At 70.3% G+C, this 17,469-nt stretch carries 13 protein-coding genes and 1 pseudogene; 11 read left to right on the forward strand and 3 right to left on the reverse strand.

The features are described from left to right. The first annotated feature begins 10 nt into the window (after positions 1-10). The 4 genes and pseudogenes from ACQP09_RS10790 to ACQP09_RS10805 all read left to right on the forward strand — a co-directional run bounded on the left by ACQP09_RS10790 (position 11) and on the right by ACQP09_RS10805 (position 3,104). On the forward strand, positions 11-967 hold the full coding sequence (locus tag ACQP09_RS10790; protein ID WP_433406548.1) for a hydroxymethylglutaryl-CoA lyase: 957 nt from the start codon (positions 11-13) through the stop codon (positions 965-967). Between the two features lie 4 nt (positions 968-971). Next, a complete protein-coding gene (locus tag ACQP09_RS10795; RefSeq protein ID WP_433397947.1) occupies positions 972-2,138 on the forward strand; it encodes an acyl-CoA dehydrogenase family protein in 1,167 nt (388 codons plus the stop codon). 153 nt (positions 2,139-2,291) lie between these two features. Continuing rightward, positions 2,292-2,603 carry a hypothetical protein gene (locus ACQP09_RS10800; protein WP_433397949.1) on the forward strand — a complete coding sequence of 104 codons (312 nt, stop codon included), beginning with the start codon at positions 2,292-2,294 and terminating at the stop codon, positions 2,601-2,603. Between the two features lie 82 nt (positions 2,604-2,685). Further along, positions 2,686-3,104, forward strand: a pseudogene (locus tag ACQP09_RS10805) (hypothetical protein). 138 nt (positions 3,105-3,242) lie between these two features. Here ACQP09_RS10805 and ACQP09_RS10810 read toward each other — a convergent pair. From ACQP09_RS10810 to ACQP09_RS10820, 3 genes are all read right to left on the reverse strand, one after another. Next, positions 3,243-7,586 (reverse strand): GH92 family glycosyl hydrolase, encoded by a 4,344-nt coding sequence (locus ACQP09_RS10810; protein ID WP_433397951.1) that lies wholly within the window; start codon positions 7,584-7,586, stop codon positions 3,243-3,245. 200 nt (positions 7,587-7,786) lie between these two features. Further along, positions 7,787-8,329 (reverse strand): DUF1707 SHOCT-like domain-containing protein, encoded by a 543-nt coding sequence (locus ACQP09_RS10815; protein WP_433397952.1) that lies wholly within the window; start codon positions 8,327-8,329, stop codon positions 7,787-7,789. A gap of 53 nt (positions 8,330-8,382) precedes the next feature. Continuing rightward, positions 8,383-8,868: a winged helix-turn-helix transcriptional regulator gene (locus ACQP09_RS10820; RefSeq protein ID WP_433397954.1), complete on the reverse strand. Its 486-nt coding sequence runs from the start codon at positions 8,866-8,868 to the stop codon at positions 8,383-8,385. A gap of 171 nt (positions 8,869-9,039) precedes the next feature. On the opposite strand from ACQP09_RS10820, the gene ACQP09_RS10825 reads away from it, so the two are divergent. The 7 genes from ACQP09_RS10825 (at position 9,040) to ACQP09_RS10855 (ending at position 17,451) form a co-directional block, all read left to right on the forward strand. After that, positions 9,040-10,470 carry an MFS transporter gene (locus ACQP09_RS10825; protein ID WP_433397956.1) on the forward strand — a complete coding sequence of 477 codons (1,431 nt, stop codon included), beginning with the start codon at positions 9,040-9,042 and terminating at the stop codon, positions 10,468-10,470. After that, positions 10,467-11,108 (forward strand): GNAT family N-acetyltransferase, encoded by a 642-nt coding sequence (locus ACQP09_RS10830; RefSeq protein ID WP_433397958.1) that lies wholly within the window; start codon positions 10,467-10,469, stop codon positions 11,106-11,108. Before ACQP09_RS10825 ends, ACQP09_RS10830 begins: the two co-directional genes overlap by 4 nt. A gap of 258 nt (positions 11,109-11,366) precedes the next feature. After that, positions 11,367-12,230 (forward strand): siderophore-interacting protein, encoded by an 864-nt coding sequence (locus ACQP09_RS10835; protein ID WP_433397960.1) that lies wholly within the window; start codon positions 11,367-11,369, stop codon positions 12,228-12,230. 167 nt (positions 12,231-12,397) lie between these two features. Next, a complete protein-coding gene (locus ACQP09_RS10840; protein WP_433397962.1) occupies positions 12,398-13,846 on the forward strand; it encodes a pyridoxal phosphate-dependent decarboxylase family protein in 1,449 nt (482 codons plus the stop codon). Then, positions 13,830-15,107: a lysine N(6)-hydroxylase/L-ornithine N(5)-oxygenase family protein gene (locus tag ACQP09_RS10845; protein WP_433397964.1), complete on the forward strand. Its 1,278-nt coding sequence runs from the start codon at positions 13,830-13,832 to the stop codon at positions 15,105-15,107. Before ACQP09_RS10840 ends, ACQP09_RS10845 begins: the two co-directional genes overlap by 17 nt. Continuing rightward, on the forward strand, positions 15,104-15,676 hold the full coding sequence (locus ACQP09_RS10850; protein ID WP_433397965.1) for a GNAT family N-acetyltransferase: 573 nt from the start codon (positions 15,104-15,106) through the stop codon (positions 15,674-15,676). The genes ACQP09_RS10845 and ACQP09_RS10850 overlap by 4 nt, the downstream gene beginning before the upstream one ends. Next, positions 15,673-17,451, forward strand: a complete 1,779-nt coding sequence (locus tag ACQP09_RS10855) for an IucA/IucC family protein (protein WP_433397967.1) — start codon at positions 15,673-15,675, stop codon at positions 17,449-17,451. Before ACQP09_RS10850 ends, ACQP09_RS10855 begins: the two co-directional genes overlap by 4 nt. Positions 17,452-17,469: the final 18 nt, after the last annotated feature.

Consider the following 17,469-nt stretch of genomic DNA (forward strand, 5'->3'; position numbering starts at 1 on the left):
CACGCTTCCCATGAAAGTGCCGGCGCCCGGTCTGCCGGCCCGGGTCCGCATCCACGAAGTAGGGGCGCGGGACGGCCTCCAGAACGAGAAGGAGACGGTCCCGACGGAGGTGAAGGCGGAGTTCATCCGCCGCCTGGCCGTGGCGGGGCTGACGACCATCGAGGCGACGAGCTTCGTGCACCCGAAGTGGGTGCCCCAACTGGCGGACGCGGAGGAGCTGTTCCCCCTCCTCGGGGACATCGCGGACGTGGGCGACGTCTCGCTCCCCGTCCTCGTACCGAACGAACGCGGCCTGGACCGGGCGCTGGCGCTCGGAGCCCGGTCGATCGCGGTGTTCGGCTCGGCCACGGAGACGTTCGCCGCGCGCAACCTGAACCGGACGGTGGACGAGTCGCTGGCCATGTTCGCGCCGGTGGTGGCCCGCGCGAAGGCGGAGAGCCTGCACGTGCGCGGTTACCTGTCGATGTGCTTCGGCGACCCGTGGGAGGGCGCGGTGCCGGTCGCGCAGGTGGTGAAGGTCGCGAAGGCGCTGATGGACCTGGGCTGCGACGAGCTGTCCCTGGGCGACACGATCGGGGTGGCGACGCCGGGGCACGTAACGGCGCTACTCACCGCCCTCAACGAGTCCGCCGTCCCGACGTCCGCGATCGGCGTCCACTTCCATGACACGTATGGCCAGGCGCTGTCCAACACCCTGGCGGCGCTCCAGCACGGGGTGACGACGGTGGACGCGTCGGCGGGCGGCCTGGGCGGCTGCCCGTACGCGAAGAGCGCCACGGGCAACCTGGCCACCGAGGACCTGGTCTGGATGCTCGACGGCCTGGGCATCGAAACGGGCGTCGATCTGCCCGAACTCACGGCCACCAGCGCCTGGTTGGCCGGACACCTGGGCCGACCGAGCCCATCCCGCACGGTCCGCGCCCTGACCCCTCCCCCTTCTTCTTCCTCTCCCACAAGGAGTGAGTGACCCCATGTCCCTGGACCACCGGCTGACCGCCGAACACGAGGAACTGCGCCGCACGGTCGAGGAGTTCGCGCACGACGTGATCGCGCCGAAGATCGGCGACCTCTACGAGCGCCATGAATTCCCGTACGAGATCGTGCGCGAGATGGGCCGGATGGGCCTGTTCGGGCTGCCGTTCCCGGAGGAGTACGGCGGGATGGGCGGCGACTACCTGGCTCTCGGGATCGCCTTGGAGGAGCTGGCCCGGGTCGACTCGTCGGTGGCGATCACGCTGGAGGCCGGGGTCTCGCTGGGCGCGATGCCGCTGCACCTGTTCGGCACGGAGGAGCAGAAGCGGCAGTGGCTGCCGAAGCTGTGCGCGGGTGAGGCGCTGGGCGCGTTCGGCCTGACCGAGCCGGACGGCGGCTCGGACGCGGGCGGCACGCGGACGACGGCGGTGCTGGACGAGGCGACGAACGAGTGGGTCATCAACGGCTCGAAGTGCTTCATCACCAACTCGGGTACGGACATCACGGAGTTGGTCACGGTCACTGCGGTGACGGGCCGCAAGGAGGACGGCCGCCCGAGGATCTCCGCGATCATCGTCCCCTCCGGCACCCCCGGCTTCACGGTCGCGGCCCCCTATTCCAAGGTCGGCTGGAACGCCTCGGACACCCGCGAACTGTCCTTCACCGACGTCCGCGTCCCGGCGGCCAACCTCCTCGGCGAGGAGGGCCGCGGCTACGCGCAGTTCCTGCGCATCCTCGACGAGGGCCGGGTCGCGATCTCCGCCCTGGCGACGGGCCTGGCGCAGGGCTGCGTGGACGAGTCGGTGAAGTACGCGGCGGAGCGCCACGCCTTCGGCAAGCCGATCGGCGCCAACCAGGCGATCCAGTTCAAGATCGCCGACATGGAGATGCGCGCCCACATGTCCCGCGTGGGCTGGCGTGACGCGGCCTCCCGCCTGGTGGCCGGCGAACCCTTCAAGAAGGAGGCGGCGATCGCGAAGCTGTACTCCTCGACGGTGGCGGTGGACAACGCCCGGGACGCCACGCAGATCCACGGCGGCTACGGCTTCATGAACGAGTACCCGGTGGCGCGGATGTGGCGCGACTCGAAGATCCTGGAGATCGGCGAGGGGACGAGCGAGGTCCAGCGGATGCTGATCGCAAGGGAGTTGGGGCTGCCGGGCTGAGCCCCACGATGATCTGACCACCGCCCCGGTTGCTGTGAACTGCTTCACGGCAACCGGGGCGGCCGCACCCGGCGTCGGCACGGGAATCGCCCTGGCGCTGTCGGCAGGCGAGACCCTCACGTCCTTGGAGATGAGCGCCGTCGCACGATCGTCATGGGGGTCATGCTCGGCGGGAGCGGCTCGGCCACCATCACGAAAGTCGCCGAGCGTACGGGACAGCACTGGGGGCGCCAGGTCGTCGCCAAGGTTCCGGTCGAGACGTTGCGGCAGATCAACAGGGTCCTTGGGAAGAACTTCGTCACCAAGTTCGGGACCAAGCAGGGAATCATCGTTCTCGGGCGCGTGGCCCCGTTCGGAATCGGTGCTGTGATCGGTGGTGGTGCCAACGCTGCCATGGGGGCATTCGCGGTGAGGGCCGCTCGTCGCGCATTCGGCCCGGCGCCGACGACGTGGGACCACGACTGACACCCGGCCCCCAGCCATCGTCACACTCAACGCCCCGCACACCCCGTATCGGGGCCGACCTATGGCGGAAGGACGAGGCACCATGACGTCCGGCCGCGACTGGTCCGACGCCCGGCAGGTGTGGGACCACCACCTGATGCACCACACCCCCCGCCCCTGCTCGGTCATCGTCGGGCTCGGCAGCCATGACCTGGGGGTGGCCGATGCGGCGGCGGGGTTCTACCTGCGCGGGCTGGCCCCGGTCGTCGTGTTCACCGGCTCGACCAGCCCCACCACCCGGGACCGGATGCCGCGCGGCGAGGCCGTGCACTGACCTTCGAGGCGTATGTGGAGTCGGTCGGGGACGACCGGATGGTGATCGACATGCTCGTGGGGGCGTTGCAGCGGCTGCTCGTCTATCCGGCGCAGGGCTTCATGATCGAGCAGCCGGTGCCGGACGCGGTCGTGGCGGCGTACGAGCGGCTGGTCGGGGCCGGGTTCACGGGTCGGCTGATCGCCTAGGCAGCGGTAGCACCTTGTTACACCATGCATCATGCCGATGCCCTGGGTAGCGATGGGGAATGTAGGTGACCCCCGCCGGTCGGACCGGGTGGTGCGGCCGCCCGACGCAAGGCGGCCGCACCCCCGTCCGAACCGGGCCTAACGGCCCCTAGGCACCCCCACCCCGTCCTCCGTCACGTGCTTCACGCCGGCGTCGTTCTTCGTGATCGTGAAGGCGTCCAGGGTCTCCCCCACCTCCTTGTCCGTCGTCGACCGGTCGTCCCACTTGGCCGCCACCACCGCCTCGTAGCGGATCGTGTCCTTGGTGACCGTGATGCCCTGGAACGTCGACGTGTGGGCCGCGCGGGCCACCTGGGTGGCGCCGTTGCGGGTCCAGACGTTGTCGTCGGCCGGGGAGAGCTCGTAGTACTTCGGGCCTGCCATCGCCACCGCGTAGACCGGGCCCGTCGTCACGCCCGGGGTGTCCGTCGCGTCCGCGTTCACGTAGCCACGGGCGTACACGTGGTCGTGGCCCATCAGGACCAGGTCGATGTCGTTGCGCTGGAAGACCGGCAGCCACGCGTCGCGGATCGGCTTCTCGTCGCGGCCGACCGCTGCCGAGAAGACCGGCTGGTGGAAGGTGGCCACCGACCACTTGTTGGGGTTGTTCGCCAGGATGTGGTCGAGCCAGCGGGCCTGGAGGTCCAGCCAGAGTTTCTGCGGGTCCGGGCAACCGGTCGAGCAGGGCGGCAGGTCGGGCGGGGTCATCAGCTCGCGGGCGTCGTGCGTGCTCGCGTTGAGGGTGATGAAGCGGACGTTCTGGTAGTCCGCGTAGTAGGCCGTTTCCCCGATCGACTTCGCCATGTGGGTCTCGTACGCCGCCCGTTGGCGTTCCGCCGGGGTGTCGTCCTTCGCCGGGGTCGCCTTCGGGCCGTTCGTCGGGTAGGCGAACGTCGACTTCCACGTCTTCAGGAACAGGTCCGCGTTGTACTCGTGGTTGCCCGGTGCCGCGATCACGTTCGTCGTCTGGCTGCGGCCGTTCATCGCGCCGAACCACTCGTCCCACTGGCCCGCGTTGCCACCCGAGTCCACCAGGTCGCCCGCGTTCACGCTGCCGATCGCCTTCGGGAAGCGCTGGTACGCCTGGTCGACGACCGGGGCCCACTTCGCCTTCAGGTCGTTCTGGGCGTCGCCGAAGTAGAGGAAGGTGAACGCGTCGCCCGGCTTGCCGGCCGAGGTGAACACGTACCGCTCGCTCAGCTTGTCGCCCGTGCCCACGCGGTACTCGTACCTCGTCCCCGGCTTCAGGCCCTCCATCACCGCCGAGTGCGTGCGCGTCGGGACTCCGCTGCTCAGCAGCTCCTCGTTCGTCACCGCCTTCGCCTTCTTCCAGGCCGAGTTGGAGCCCGCCTGGCGGTACTGCGCCTCACCCTGCGTCGTGCCGCTGCCCGTCCGCCACGTCACCGCCTGGGAGGTGGAGGGGGTCTCCGTGGGAGTCAGGACCATGCGCTCCGGGATCACGCCCGGCGTTTTCAGGTCCGGGTTGGTCGTCAGCGCCACGTCGAAGATGTGCATGATGCCGCGGTCCGTGCCCTGCGGCAGGATCACCGAGCGCACCCGCTTCTTGCCGTCCAGCACCTGCGGGACCGTGCCGAAGACCACCGTGCGCGTCGTGTCCGACGTGCCGTTCACCTTGTTGCGGCCCTCTGTGGCCACCAACGGGGCGTTGCCGTAGAGGTAGTTGGTGCCGGGCGTCCAGTCGGTGAACTGCACCGCCACGTTCTGCGTCGAGCCGTCCTCGTACTCCACGCTCGCCAGGCCCTGCGACGGGCCGTTCGTCGCCAGGCCGAGGAAGGAGATGCCCGTCGCCTTGACGCCCTTGCCGTTCCCGCCGGTCAGGTTCACCCGCTGGCCGTGTGGGATCCAGTTGTCCGGCTGCCCCGCATTGGTCTTCGGCCAGGTGAACGTCACGCCCGTGTCGCCGAGCGGCAGCTTCGCGCCCGGTGCCGCGCCCGCCGCCGCCAGCTTCTCGCGGGAGAGGGAGTTGTCGCTGAGGTCGAGCGAGCCCAGCTTGCCCTGGCCGTCCGGCGTCGAGCCGATGTTGTTGCGGGCATCGGAGCCTGCCGTGTACGAGGGTGGGACATCGGTCGCACCCGTGCCCCAGGTGCCCGGCGCCTCGCCCATCGTGTACGTCAGCACGCCGCCCGCCCGCGCGAAGTCCTCGGTCAGCCAGGATGCCGACGTGGAACGGCCGTTGACCTTCAGCCCCGTCACGTACGGCCGGTCCGACGCCGCGCCCTCCGCCTTGATCGTGATCCGGCGGTCGCTCTCCGCGCTGTCGATCACGATCCGGTCGAACATCGGCGAGCTGAGCACCAGGTTGGCCGTGCCGTACACCGTGGGGTTCATCCCGAGGTTCGCCCACACGTACCAGGCGCTGAGTGAGCCCAGGTCGTCGTTGCCCGGCAGGCCCGACGGCGTCGTGTCGTACATCTCGTCCGTCGCCCGGCGCAGCACCTCCGACGTACGGTGCGGCTGGCGCAGCCAGTTGTAGACGTACGGCATCGAGAAGCTCGGCTGGTTGGAGAGGTAGGCGCCCGTGGTGTTGTAGACGCCCGCGTCCAGCGACTTGGTGTGCTCGTCGAGGTCGCGGGTCACCGGCTCGATGCCGCCTCGCTTCTCGATCAGCGTGCCGAGGTTCTGCGGGACCATCCAGCCGTACTGGTAGCCCGTCGCCTGCTCGAACTGGTTGCCGCGCTCACCGAGGTTGAAGGAGCGGTCGAAGCCGTTGCGGCCGCGCGGACGGATGCGGTCCGTCTCCGGGTCGAGCAGGTTCTGCCAGTTCTGCGCGCGGGTCATGAACCGGTCGTGGGTGGCCTTCTCGCCCAGCCGGTACGCCAGTTGAGCGATCGCGAAGTCGTCGATCGCGTACTCAAGGGTCTTGGAGGTGGCCGAGTCGCCCTTGCCGTTGTCGATGAAACCGGCGCTGAAGTACTGCTGCGCGTGCGCCCGCTTCGTCGTGTCCGCCGGCAGCGACTGCGTCTTCCGCATCGACGCGAGCGCCGCCTTGCGGTCGTAGTCCACACTGCCGAACGCGTCGATCGACGACAGCACCACCTGGAGCGAGTCACCGCTCATCTTCTGCTGGGACTGGTTCAGATGCGGCCAGTTGGGCCACGCGCCCGTCTGCTTCACCAGGTCCACCAGCGACTGGTTGATGTCGTCGCCGACCTTCGGGAAGAGCAGCGCGATGAGCTGCGCCTGGCCCCGGTACATGTCCCAGCCCGCGTACGTCACGTAGTGGTGCCGGCCCGGCGCCACCTTCCGGACCTTGCCGTCGTGGCCCGGGTACTGGCCGTTCACGTCGTCGGAGACGTTCGGGTGGAGGAGGGAGTGGTAGAGCGCCGTGTAGAACTTGACCCGCTCCGACTTCGTGCCGCCGGTCGCCGCCACCGTGGACAGCGTGTCCTTCCAGACCTTCGCCGTCGCCTTCCGCACCTGGTCGAAGGTGCGGCCGCCGGTCTCCTCCTCCGCGTTGCGGGCCGCGTTCGCCACGCTCACGTAGCTGAGGCCGGTCCGCGCGGTGACCGTCGCTCCCTTCGGGAAGACCAGGTACGCCCCCGAGCCGTGCCTGGCCTCGCCACCGCGCGCGGTCGCCGCGCCGGGGGTGACCGTACCGCCCTGCCAGGTGCCGTACGAGGTGAAGTCGCGGTCGAAGGTCGCGGAGAAGTAGGCGCGGTACCGGCCGCCCTCGTCGCACACCGACGCCGTCTCGACCCAGCCGCTGACCGTGCGGCCCTCGACCTTCACCTCGCTGCCGAAGACCCGGTTGTTGGAGCCCGCCACGTCCAGGATGAGGGCGGCAGAGTCCTTGCGGGCCGGGAACTCGTACCGGTTGACGGCGGTACGCGTCGTCGCCGTCAGTTCCGTCTCCACGCCGTTACCGAGGCCGACCGTGTAGTGGCCGGGCGCCGCCGTCTCGTCGCGGTGGTCGAAGTCCAGGTAGTACGGGTCGATCTTCGTGCCGGGACTGGTCGGCAGCGCGCCCCCGGTGAGCGGGCCCGTGTACGGCAGCACCGGGAAGTCGAAGGCGCTGAACCGGCCCTCGCAGCCGGTTCCGGAGAGCCGGGTCATGCCGAAGCCGCGGAGCTTGTCGGCGCTGTACTCGTAGCCACCCTTCTGGTCGCCGTCCGAGGAGCGGTACGTCGTCGGGCTCGACTGGACCATGCCGAACGGGGTCGTGGCGCCCGGCCAGGTGTTGCCGTAGGCGCTGTTGCCCTTGTTCTGGGCCGGGTCCAGCTCGGTGCCGATGAACGGGTCGACGGCGTCGTACGCGCTGATGGTGGAGGCGCGCGGGGCGGCCTCGGCCGCCGTGGCGGTGACCGTGGCCGGCACCAGGCCCGCGACGAGCGCGCCCGACGTGAGGGCGGCCACGGCGACGGCGCGCAGCCGCCCCCGTCTCGTCCGGGGCGGCGGGTGTGCGGCGGCGGTGGGTTCCCGCATGAGCGGTCCTCTCGGGGGAGACGGAAGGAGTGGCCCCCGGCTGGGTGATGACAACGTTGTCCAAACCCCGTCCGGGCGCGTGCACCACAGTGCTCGGCACAGTTTTCCCCGAGAGGGCCGCGATGGGAAGACCTGGCCAACAGGCCGTGTCCGCGAGGCCGCCCGCCGCGCGCACCCGCCGCACGCACCCGGCGGGCGCCTCAACGCCAGGCGTGGCGGATCTTCAGCCGCCCGTATCCCAGGGCCCCCGAGATGCGGATGCGCGGCGCGCCGGGGCGGGACGGCTGCCGGGGCCGGTAGCGCAGGTCCTTCCACCCCGTCACCAGCCCCCCGACCTCGACGATCGCGTCGCGCGGCACCGTCATGCTCGCGTTGCCGGTGCCGAGGCTCAACTCGATGTCGACGACCGGGTACGCGATGACCGCCCGGGACAGGTCCAGGCGCACCCGCCCGAAGGCGGACTCGACCTTGAGGACCCTGGGCACCTGCCACGCGCCCCGCCGCGTGATCCGCCCCCCGGCCGCGGCGATCGTCGCCGTCGTGCCCGGGTCCTCCGCCGGGAGCTGCTCCAGGGCCGCCGCGAGCTCGGCGTGCGTCGTGGCGGCGAGCACCCGGCCGAGGCGCTCGTCCATCTCCTCGTGCGAGATGTGCCCCTCGGCGTACGCCTCCCGCACGCGCCGCACGGCGCTCTCGCGGTCACCTTCGCCCACGCGCGCCATGGCGCTTCCCTGAGATGAGGTCACCGGCCCACCTTAACCGCGCGCCAACCCGGCGGATATGAGGCGGACTTACGGGCTCAGGAGGCCCCCGCCTCCTCGTCCTGGCGGCTGTCGTACTCCGCGCGCGCCTTCGCGATCTCCTGCTGGTGGCCCTCGGTCCAGTCGACCAGGGCCCGGATCGTCGTGTGCAGGGTCGCGCCCATCGGCGTGAGCTCGTACTCCACGCGCGGCGGGACGACCGGATAGACCGTGCGCCGCACCAGGCCGTCGCGTTCGAGCTGGCGCAGGGTCACCGTCAGCATGCGCTGGCTGATGCCGTCGATCAGCCGGCGCAGCTCGGAGAAGCGCAGGGTCCGGCGCTCCAGGTGCGCTATGGCGAGCAGCGACCACTTGTCCGCGACCCGGTCGAGGATCTGCCGGACCTCGCAGCCCTCGCGTACGTCCCAGTTGCTGATGTCGAAGTCCTGCCCACCTCGGCCGAGTTCCTGCCCGGCCCCTTCGCGCCGCTGCTCAACTCCGGTATGGCCGGAGTTACTCGGTGACTTCAAAGTGCCTTCTTCCATGGCTCCTCAGCCTGCCGCATGCTTCGAGTGGTTACAAGAGGGAACCGACAGGCGCTCCCGTAACCCGGCTTCGCCACCTTCCTTACCCGCGACCGCTGTTGCGGCGGTTCGCCATGCCCGCATTCCTGCCCGAGGAGGACTTCCGTGTCCGCACCACTGCCAACTCCCCCTATGAACAGACGCGCTTGGGGCGTGCTCCTCGTGCTCTGCGGCGCGATCTTCCTCGAAGGCATCGACGTGGCCATGCTGAACGTGGCGCTGCCCGCGATCCGCGCCGACCTGGGGCTCTCCACCGGCACGCTCCAGTGGGTGATGAGCGCGTACGTCCTCGGCTACGGCGGCTTCATGCTGCTGGGCGGCCGGGCGGCGGATCTGTTCGGGCGGCGGCGGATGTTCATCGGCTGGCTCGTGGTCTTCCTGCTCTTCTCCGGCCTCGGCGGGCTGGCCACCGAAGGGTGGATGCTGATCCTCGCCCGGTTCGTGACGGGTGTCTCCGCCGCCTTCATGACCCCGGCCGGCCTGTCGATCATCACCACCGGCTTCCCGCAAGGGCCGCAGCGCAACAAGGCCCTGCTCGTCTACTCCGGCACCGCCGCCGGCGGCTTCTCCGTCGGGCTGGTCGTCGGCGGTCTGCTCGCGGCCGTCGACTGGCGCTGGGTGTTCTTCGCGCCGGTCATCCTCTCCGCCGTCATCCTGCTCGCCGCGCTGCGGCTCGTCCCCCGGTCGCCGCGGACGGACCGGACCGGGCAGGGCGTGGACCTGGCCGGAGCGGTCACCGTCACCGGCGGCATCCTGCTGCTCGTCTTCGGTGTCGAGCGGGCCACGCACGTCCCGGCCGCCTGGACGGCCGGCACGATCGGTACCGCGGTCCTCCTCTTCCTCGCGTTCGTCCTCGTCGAGCGCCGCTCGGCCTCGCCGCTGGTACGCCTGGGCCTCCTCCGTAACGGATCGCTGGTCCGCGCCAATGTGTCCGGGCTGCTCTTCGCGGCGGGCTTCTTCGGCTTCCAGTTCATCGCCGTGCTCTACCTCCAGGAGCTGCGCGGCTGGTCGTCCCTCCAGACCAGCTTCGCGCTGATCGTCATCGGCGTGGACGCGGTGCTCTCGCCACTGCTGACGCCGAAGCTGGTGGCCCGGTTCGGCAACGCGCGCGTCATCGTCGGCGGGCTGCTCCTGGCCTCCCTCGCGTACGCGCTGTTCCTGCCGCTCGGCGCCGACCGGACGTACCTGGCGATGCTGCCGAGCCTGGTCCTGATCGGCGTGTCGTTCTCGCTGGCGTACGGTCCGCTGACGATCACGGCCACCGACGGCATCGCCGAGGAGGAGCAGGGCGTCGCGGGCGGGCTGCTCTACACCTCCTTCCAGTTCGGCGCCGCGCTCGGCCTCTCCGCCGTCGCCGCCGTCAACATCGCGGCCACCGAAGGGACTTCACCGGCCGCTCTGCTCGACGGCTACCGGGCCGCGCTCGTCGTGCCGCTGGCCGCCGCCGTGATCGCCACCGCCGTCAGCGCGTTCGGGCTGCGGCGGCGGGCCGGTGGCGGGGCCGCCGCCTCCGGGAATCCCGTTCGACAGGCCGGCCTCCCGTCCGGCAAAGTCCCTGCATGAGCCACCGTTACTGGCCCCTCAGCGGGCTCCGGATCCGTACGCCCCGCCTCGAACTGCGGCTGCCCGACGAGGCGCTCCTCGACCAGCTGGCCACGGTCGCCACGGGCGGGGTGCACGCCGCGGACCGGATGCCCTTCCTCGTACCGTGGACCGACGGCACGCCCGACGAGGTCGGCCGGGCCACCTACCAGCATGTGCTGGGCACCATCGCCGGGTGGACGCCCGAGGAGTGGCACCTCTCCCTGGTGGTCCTCCACGACGGTCAGGTCGTGGGGCGGCAGGACGTGATGGGCAAGGAGTTCGGCGTACGGCGTGAGGTGGTGTCCGGGTCGTGGCTCGGCCTCCCGCACCAGCGGCAGGGCATCGGCACGGAGATGCGGGCCGCCGCCCTCCACCTGGCCTTCGCGGGGCTCGGCGCCCGGTACGCCGTCTCCGAGGCCTGGACGGACAATGCGGGCTCGCTCGGTGTCTCGCGCAAGCTCGGGTACGAGCCCGACGGCCTCCAGATCCAGGTGATCCGCGGCGAGGCCGCTCCCCTGCAGCGGCTGCGGCTGGACCGGGCCGGGTGGGAGAAGCACCGGAGCGTCGACGTCACCGTGGAGGGGCTGGACGCCTGCCGGGCCGACTTCGGGGTGTAGAGCCGCTGGAGGGCGACTTCGGGGTGTAGGGCCGCCGGAGGGCGAAGGGTTCGCCGGTCCTCCGGCGGGTGGCGGCGTAACTGCCGGAGTCGGAGCGGTACGGGGTCGGGGCGGGCGGTCGTTTCGGGCCGGCCCGCCTGCGGCACACCCCCACGACACCATGACCACCTAGCAAGGTTAGGCTCCTTCCTTCGGACTGCCCTCGCCGGAGCCGGGCCCGTCCGCCCGTCGCTCCTGCCCGTTCCGGAGGAGCCCTCGTTGACGACGACCGCCGCCGTGCCCCATGTCGCCCCGTTCCGCTTCTTCGACCTGACCGTCCTGCGGGTCCGGCGGCTCGGCCCCTCCATGCTCCGGATCACGCTGGGCGGGCCCGGGGCCGAGGGGTTCCGGGCCGGCGGGCGCGACCAGAGCCTCTCCCTCTTCCTGCCGCACCCGGGGCAGAGCGAGGCCGTGGTGCCGGAGGGTGCGGACGGGGCCTGGTACCCGAAGTGGCGGGCGCTGCCCGAGGACGTACGGGCGGTGATGCGGTCGTACACCGTGCGGGCCCAGCGCGTGAGGGCCGACGGCTCCACCGAGGTGGACATCGACTTCGCGCTCCACGGTGACGGCGGTCCGGCCTCCCGCTGGGCGCTCATGGCCGCGTCGGGCGACCGGCTCAAGGTGCTGGGGCCGGCGGTCGCGGACAACACCTCCGTCCACTTCCGGCCCCCGGAGGACACCGACTGGGTGCTCATCTGGGCCGACGAGACGGCCCTGCCCGCCGCCTCCGCGGCGCTGGAGTGGCTGCCCGCCGGGATGCCCACGCGGGCCTGGCTGGAGGTGCCGAAGACCGAGGACCGGCAGGCCCTCAACACCGCCGCCAAGGCCCGGATCAGCTGGCTCGTCCGGAGCGAGGGCTCGCCGCCCGCCGTGGAGGCCGTCCGCGCCGCCGAGCTGCCGGAAGGCACCCCGTACGTCTGGATCGCGGGCGAGTCGTCCGAGGTGCGCGCACTCCGCCGCCACCTCGTCCAGGAGCGCGGCTTCGACCGCAGGCGGGTCACCTTCGTCGGGTACTGGCGGCGCGGGCTGAGCGAGGAGCAGCTGCGGGCGGAGACGATCGCCCGCGCCGGAGCGGTGGAGTAGCCGAACCGGAACCAAAGCGGACAACCTCCGCACCCGGTGGGGCCGGAGAAGAGCCCGTGATCGAGTTAGGTTAGGCTAACCTCACTTCGACATCGCGTCCCTCGTCCCCCTTTCCCCCCTGCCCGGAGGGCCGCGATGAAGTTCCCCTCACCCGGGAGGACCCCTTCATGCGTTCGCACCTGCTCAACAACACGACTGCGGAGCACTACCGGCGCACCGTCACCGCAGGAGTGGAACGGGTCGCGGCCAAACTCGCCGCCACCGAGCGCCCCTTCAGCGGGGTCGGTGTCGACGAGCTCTCCCCCGTCGTCGACGCGATCGACCTCGACCGGCCGCTGGGCGACGCCACCGCCGCCCTCGACGAGCTCGGCGAGGTCTACCTCCGCGACGCCGTCTACTTCCACCACCCCCGCTACCTCGGCCACCTCAACTGCCCGGTCGTCATCCCCGCCGTGCTCGGCGAGGCCGTGCTCTCCGCGATCAACTCCTCCCTGGACACCTGGGACCAGAGCGCGGGCGGCACCCTCATCGAGCGCCGGCTGATCGACTGGACCACCGAGCGCATCGGCCTCGGCCCGGCCGCCGACGGCATCTTCACCAGCGGCGGCACGCAGTCCAACCTCCAGGCCCTGCTGCTGGCCCGCGAGGAGGCGAAGATCCGGCCCGAGCACTACACCCGGCTGCGGATCTTCACCTCCGAGTGCAGCCACTTCAGCGTGCAGAAGTCCGCCAAACTGCTCGGCCTCGGCCCGGACGCGGTGGTCTCCATCCCGGTCGACAGCAACAAGCGCATGCAGGCCGTGGCCCTCGCCCACGCCCTGGAGCAGTGCGTCGCCGAGGGTGCCGTGCCCATGGCCGTCGTCGCGACCGCCGGCACCACGGACTTCGGCTCCATCGACCCGCTGCCCGAGATCGCCGCGCTCTGCGAGCAGTTCGCGACCTGGATGCACGTGGACGCCGCGTACGGCTGCGGTCTGCTGGCCTCCCGCGAGCGGCGCGGCCTCCTCGAAGGCATCGCGCACGCCGACTCGGTGACCGTGGACTACCACAAGTCCTTCTTCCAGCCCGTGAGTTCGTCGGCGCTCCTGGTCCGCGACCGGGCGACCCTGCGCCACGCCACGTACCACGCGGAGTATCTGAACCCGCGCCGGATGGCCGAGGAGCGGATACCCAACCAGGTCGACAAGTCCCTCCAGACGACCCGCCGGTTCGACGCGCTCAAGCTGTGGATGACGCTGCGCGTCATGGGCGCCGACGGCATCGGCGAACTCTTCGACGAGGTCTGCGACCTGGCCGCCGAAGGCTGGAAGCTGCTCGCCGCCGACCCGCGCTTCGACGTGGTGGTGCAGCCGCAGCTCTCCACGCTCGTCTTCCGCTACATCCCGTCCGGTGTCACCTCGCCGGACGAGATCGACCGCGCCAACCTCCACGCCCGCAAGGCGCTGTTCGCCTCCGGCGAGGCGATCGTGGCGGGCACCAAGGTCGGCGCCCGCCAGTACCTGAAGTTCACCCTCCTCAACCCCGAAACGACCGTGGCCGACATGGCCACGGTCCTCGACCTGATCTCCGGCCACGCCGAGCAGTACCTGGGAGACTCCCTTGACCGCGCTTCCTGACCCCCACGACTTCATCGGGATCGGGCTCGGCCCGTTCAATCTCGGCCTTGCCTGCCTCACCGAGCCGATCGACGAACTCAACGGTGTCTTCCTGGAGTCCAAGCCGGACTTCGAGTGGCACTCCGGGATGTTCCTCGAAGGGGCCCATCTCCAGACGCCGTTCATGTCGGACCTGGTCACCATGGCCGACCCGACCTCGCCGTACTCGTTCCTCAACTACCTCAAGGAGCGCGGCAGGCTCTACTCGTTCTACATCCGGGAGAACTTCTACCCGCTGCGGACCGAGTACAACGACTACTGCCGCTGGGCCGCCGCCAAGCTGAGCAGCATCCGGTTCGACGAGACCGTGGAGGCGGTGACGTACGACGAGGGCACCGAGCTCTACACCGTGCGCACCGTGTCCGGCGAGGAGTTCCGCTCCCGCCACCTCGTCCTCGGCACCGGGACCCCGCCGTACATCCCCGAGGCCTGCCACGGTCTCGGCGGCGACTTCCTGCACAACTCCCGCTATCTGGAGGGGAAAGCCGAGCTCCAGAAGAAGAAGTCGATCACCCTGGTCGGCAGCGGGCAGAGCGCGGCGGAGATCTACTACGACCTGCTCTCCGAGATCGACACCTACGGCTACCGGCTCAACTGGGTCACGCGCTCCCCACGGTTCTTCCCGCTGGAGTACACCAAGCTCACGCTGGAGATGACCTCCCCGGAGTACATCGACTACTTCCACGCGCTGCCCGAGGAGACCCGCTACCGGCTGGAGACCGGCCAGAAGGGGCTGTTCAAGGGCATCGACGGCGAGCTGATCGACGCGATCTTCGACCTGCTCTACCAGAAGAACCTGCCCGGCCCGGTCCCGACCCGGCTGCTCACCAACTCGGCGCTGCTCAGTGCGCGTTACGACGAGGAGGGCGGCGCGTACAGCCTGGGGCTGCGCCAGGAGGAGCAGGGCAAGGAGTACGAGCTCACCACCGAGGGCCTGATCCTCGCCACCGGTTACCGCTACGAGGCGCCGGCCTTCCTGGCCCCGGTCACCGGCCGGCTGCGCCACGACAGCCGGGGCCGCTTCGACGTGGCCCGCAACTACAGCATCGACACCACCGGGCGCGGGATCTTCCTGCAGAACGCCGGGGTGCACACCCACTCGATCACCTCGCCCGACCTGGGCATGGGTGCCTACCGCAACGCGTACATCATCGGCGAACTGCTCGGCCGTGAGTACTACCCGGTCGAGAAGTCCATCGCCTTCCAGGAGTTCGCGATATGAACCACCCCCGCAGCAACGAAACCCCCGGGAAACTCGGCGACTTCACCGTCCGCCCGCTCGACCCCGCCTCCGACGCCGAGCTGGTGCACGGCTGGGTGACCCACCCCAAAGCCGCGTTCTGGCTGATGGGCGGGGCCAGACTGGAGGAGGTGGAGCGGGAGTACATGGCGATCGCCGCCCATCCGCACCACGAGGCGTTCATCGGTCTGCACGACGGCGAGCCCGCGTTCCTGATCGAGCGGTACGACCCCACCGAGGTCGAGCTGAAAGGGCTGTACGAGGCGGAGCCCGGCGATGTCGGGATGCACTTCCTGGTCGCGCCGACCGACACCCCGGTACACGGCTTCACCCGGGCCGTGATCACCTCCGTGATGGAGTTCCTCTTCGCCGATCCGTCGGTGCGCCGGGTCGTCGTCGAACCCGACGTGACCAACAGCGCCGTCCAGGCCCTCAACAAGGCCGTCGGCTTCGAGGTCCTGCGGGAGATCGCCAAACCGGAGAAGGACGCACTGCTCAGCGCCTGCACCCGCGAGCAGTTCGAAGCAGCAACCGGAGGAACCGACCGATGACGACCGCCCTCACCGACAGCGTCGCCCACCTCTCGCCGGACCGCTGGGCCACCGCAAACCGACTGCTGGTCCGCAAAGCACTGGCAGAATTCAGCCATGAACGGCTGCTGACGCCCGCCCCCCTCGGCGAGGACCGCTACACCCTCCGTAGCGACGACGCGGGCACGGAGTACCGTTTCACCGCGCGCGTCTTCGCGCTGGACCACTGGCAGGTCGAGGCCGACTCGATCACACGCCACCGGCACGGGGCCGAAGTACCGCTCGACGCACTGGAGTTCTTCATCGAGCTGCGGGTGGCGCTCGGGCTCTCCGAGGAGATCCTGCCGGTCTACCTGGAGGAGGTCTCCTCCACCCTGGCCGGAACCGCCTACAAACTCACCAAGGAACCGGCCACCTCCGGCCAGCTCGTCGCCGCCGGTTTCCAGGCCATCGAGACCGGGATGACCGAGGGCCACCCCTGCTTCGTGGCCAACAACGGCCGGCTCGGCTTCGGGGTCGACGAGTACCGCGCGTACGCCCCCGAGGCCGCCTCCCCGATCCGGCTGGTCTGGCTGGCCGCCCGCCGCGACCGGGCCACCTTCACCGCGGGCGCCGGACTGGACTACCACACGCTGGTCGAGGGCGAGCTGAGCGAGGCGACCCGGGAGCGGTTCGCCGCCACGCTGCACTCGCTCGGCCTGGACCCGGAGGCGTACTTCCTGCTGCCCGTCCACCCCTGGCAGTGGTGGAACAAGCTCGCCGTGACGTTCGCCGGCGAGCTGGCCGAACGCCATCTGGTGGTACTCGGCGAGGGCGAGGACGCCTACCTGGCCCAGCAGTCGATCCGTACGTTCTTCAACACCGACCACCCCGAGAAGCACTACGTCAAGACGGCCCTGTCCGTCCTGAACATGGGCTTCATGCGCGGCCTCTCCGCCGCCTACATGGAGGCCACGCCCGCCATCAACGACTGGCTGGCCGGGCTCATCGAGCGCGACAGCCTGCTGACCGCCGCCCGGTTCTCGATCATCCGGGAGCGGGCCGCGATCGGCTACCACCACCGTGCGTACGAGGCGGCCACCGCCAAGGGCTCGCCGTATCTGAAGATGCTGGCCGCGCTCTGGCGCGAGAGCCCGGTGGCGGGCCTGGAGCCGGGCGAGCGGGTCGCCACCATGGCCTCCCTGCTCCACACCGACCACGAGGGCCGCTCGGTCGCCGCGGCCCTCATCGCGGAGTCCGGGCTGGACGCGCAGGTGTGGCTGCGGCACTACCTGGACGCCTATCTGGTGCCGGTGCTGCACAGCTTCTACGCCTACGACCTGGTCTACATGCCGCACGGCGAGAACGTGATCCTGGTCGTCGAGGACGGGGTCGTCACCCGCACGGTCTTCAAGGACATCGCCGAGGAGATCGCGGTCATGGACCTGGACGCGGTGCTGCCGCCGAAGGTCGACCGGATCCGCGCCGAGGTGCCCGAGGACATGAAGCTGCTGTCGGTCTTCACCGACGTCTTCGACTGCTTCTTCCGCTTCCTCGGCGCGGGCCTGGCCACCGAAGGGGTCCTGGACGAGGACACCTTCTGGCGGACGGTCGCCGAGTGCGTACGCGGCTACCAGGAGTCGGTGCCGTATCTCGCGGAGAAGTTCGCGCAGTACGACCTGTTCGAGCCGGAGTTCGCGCTCTCCTGCCTCAACCGCCTCCAGCTGCGCAACAACCAGCAGATGGTCGACCTCAACGACCCAGCGGGTGCCCTGCAGTTGGTCGGCCGCCTGAAGAACCCGATCGCCAAGTTCTGAGCGGCCCGCATGAGCCGG

This window comes from Streptomyces sp. CA-146814 (genome assembly GCF_050942385.1).
Lineage (GTDB): Bacteria > Actinomycetota > Actinomycetes > Streptomycetales > Streptomycetaceae > Streptomyces.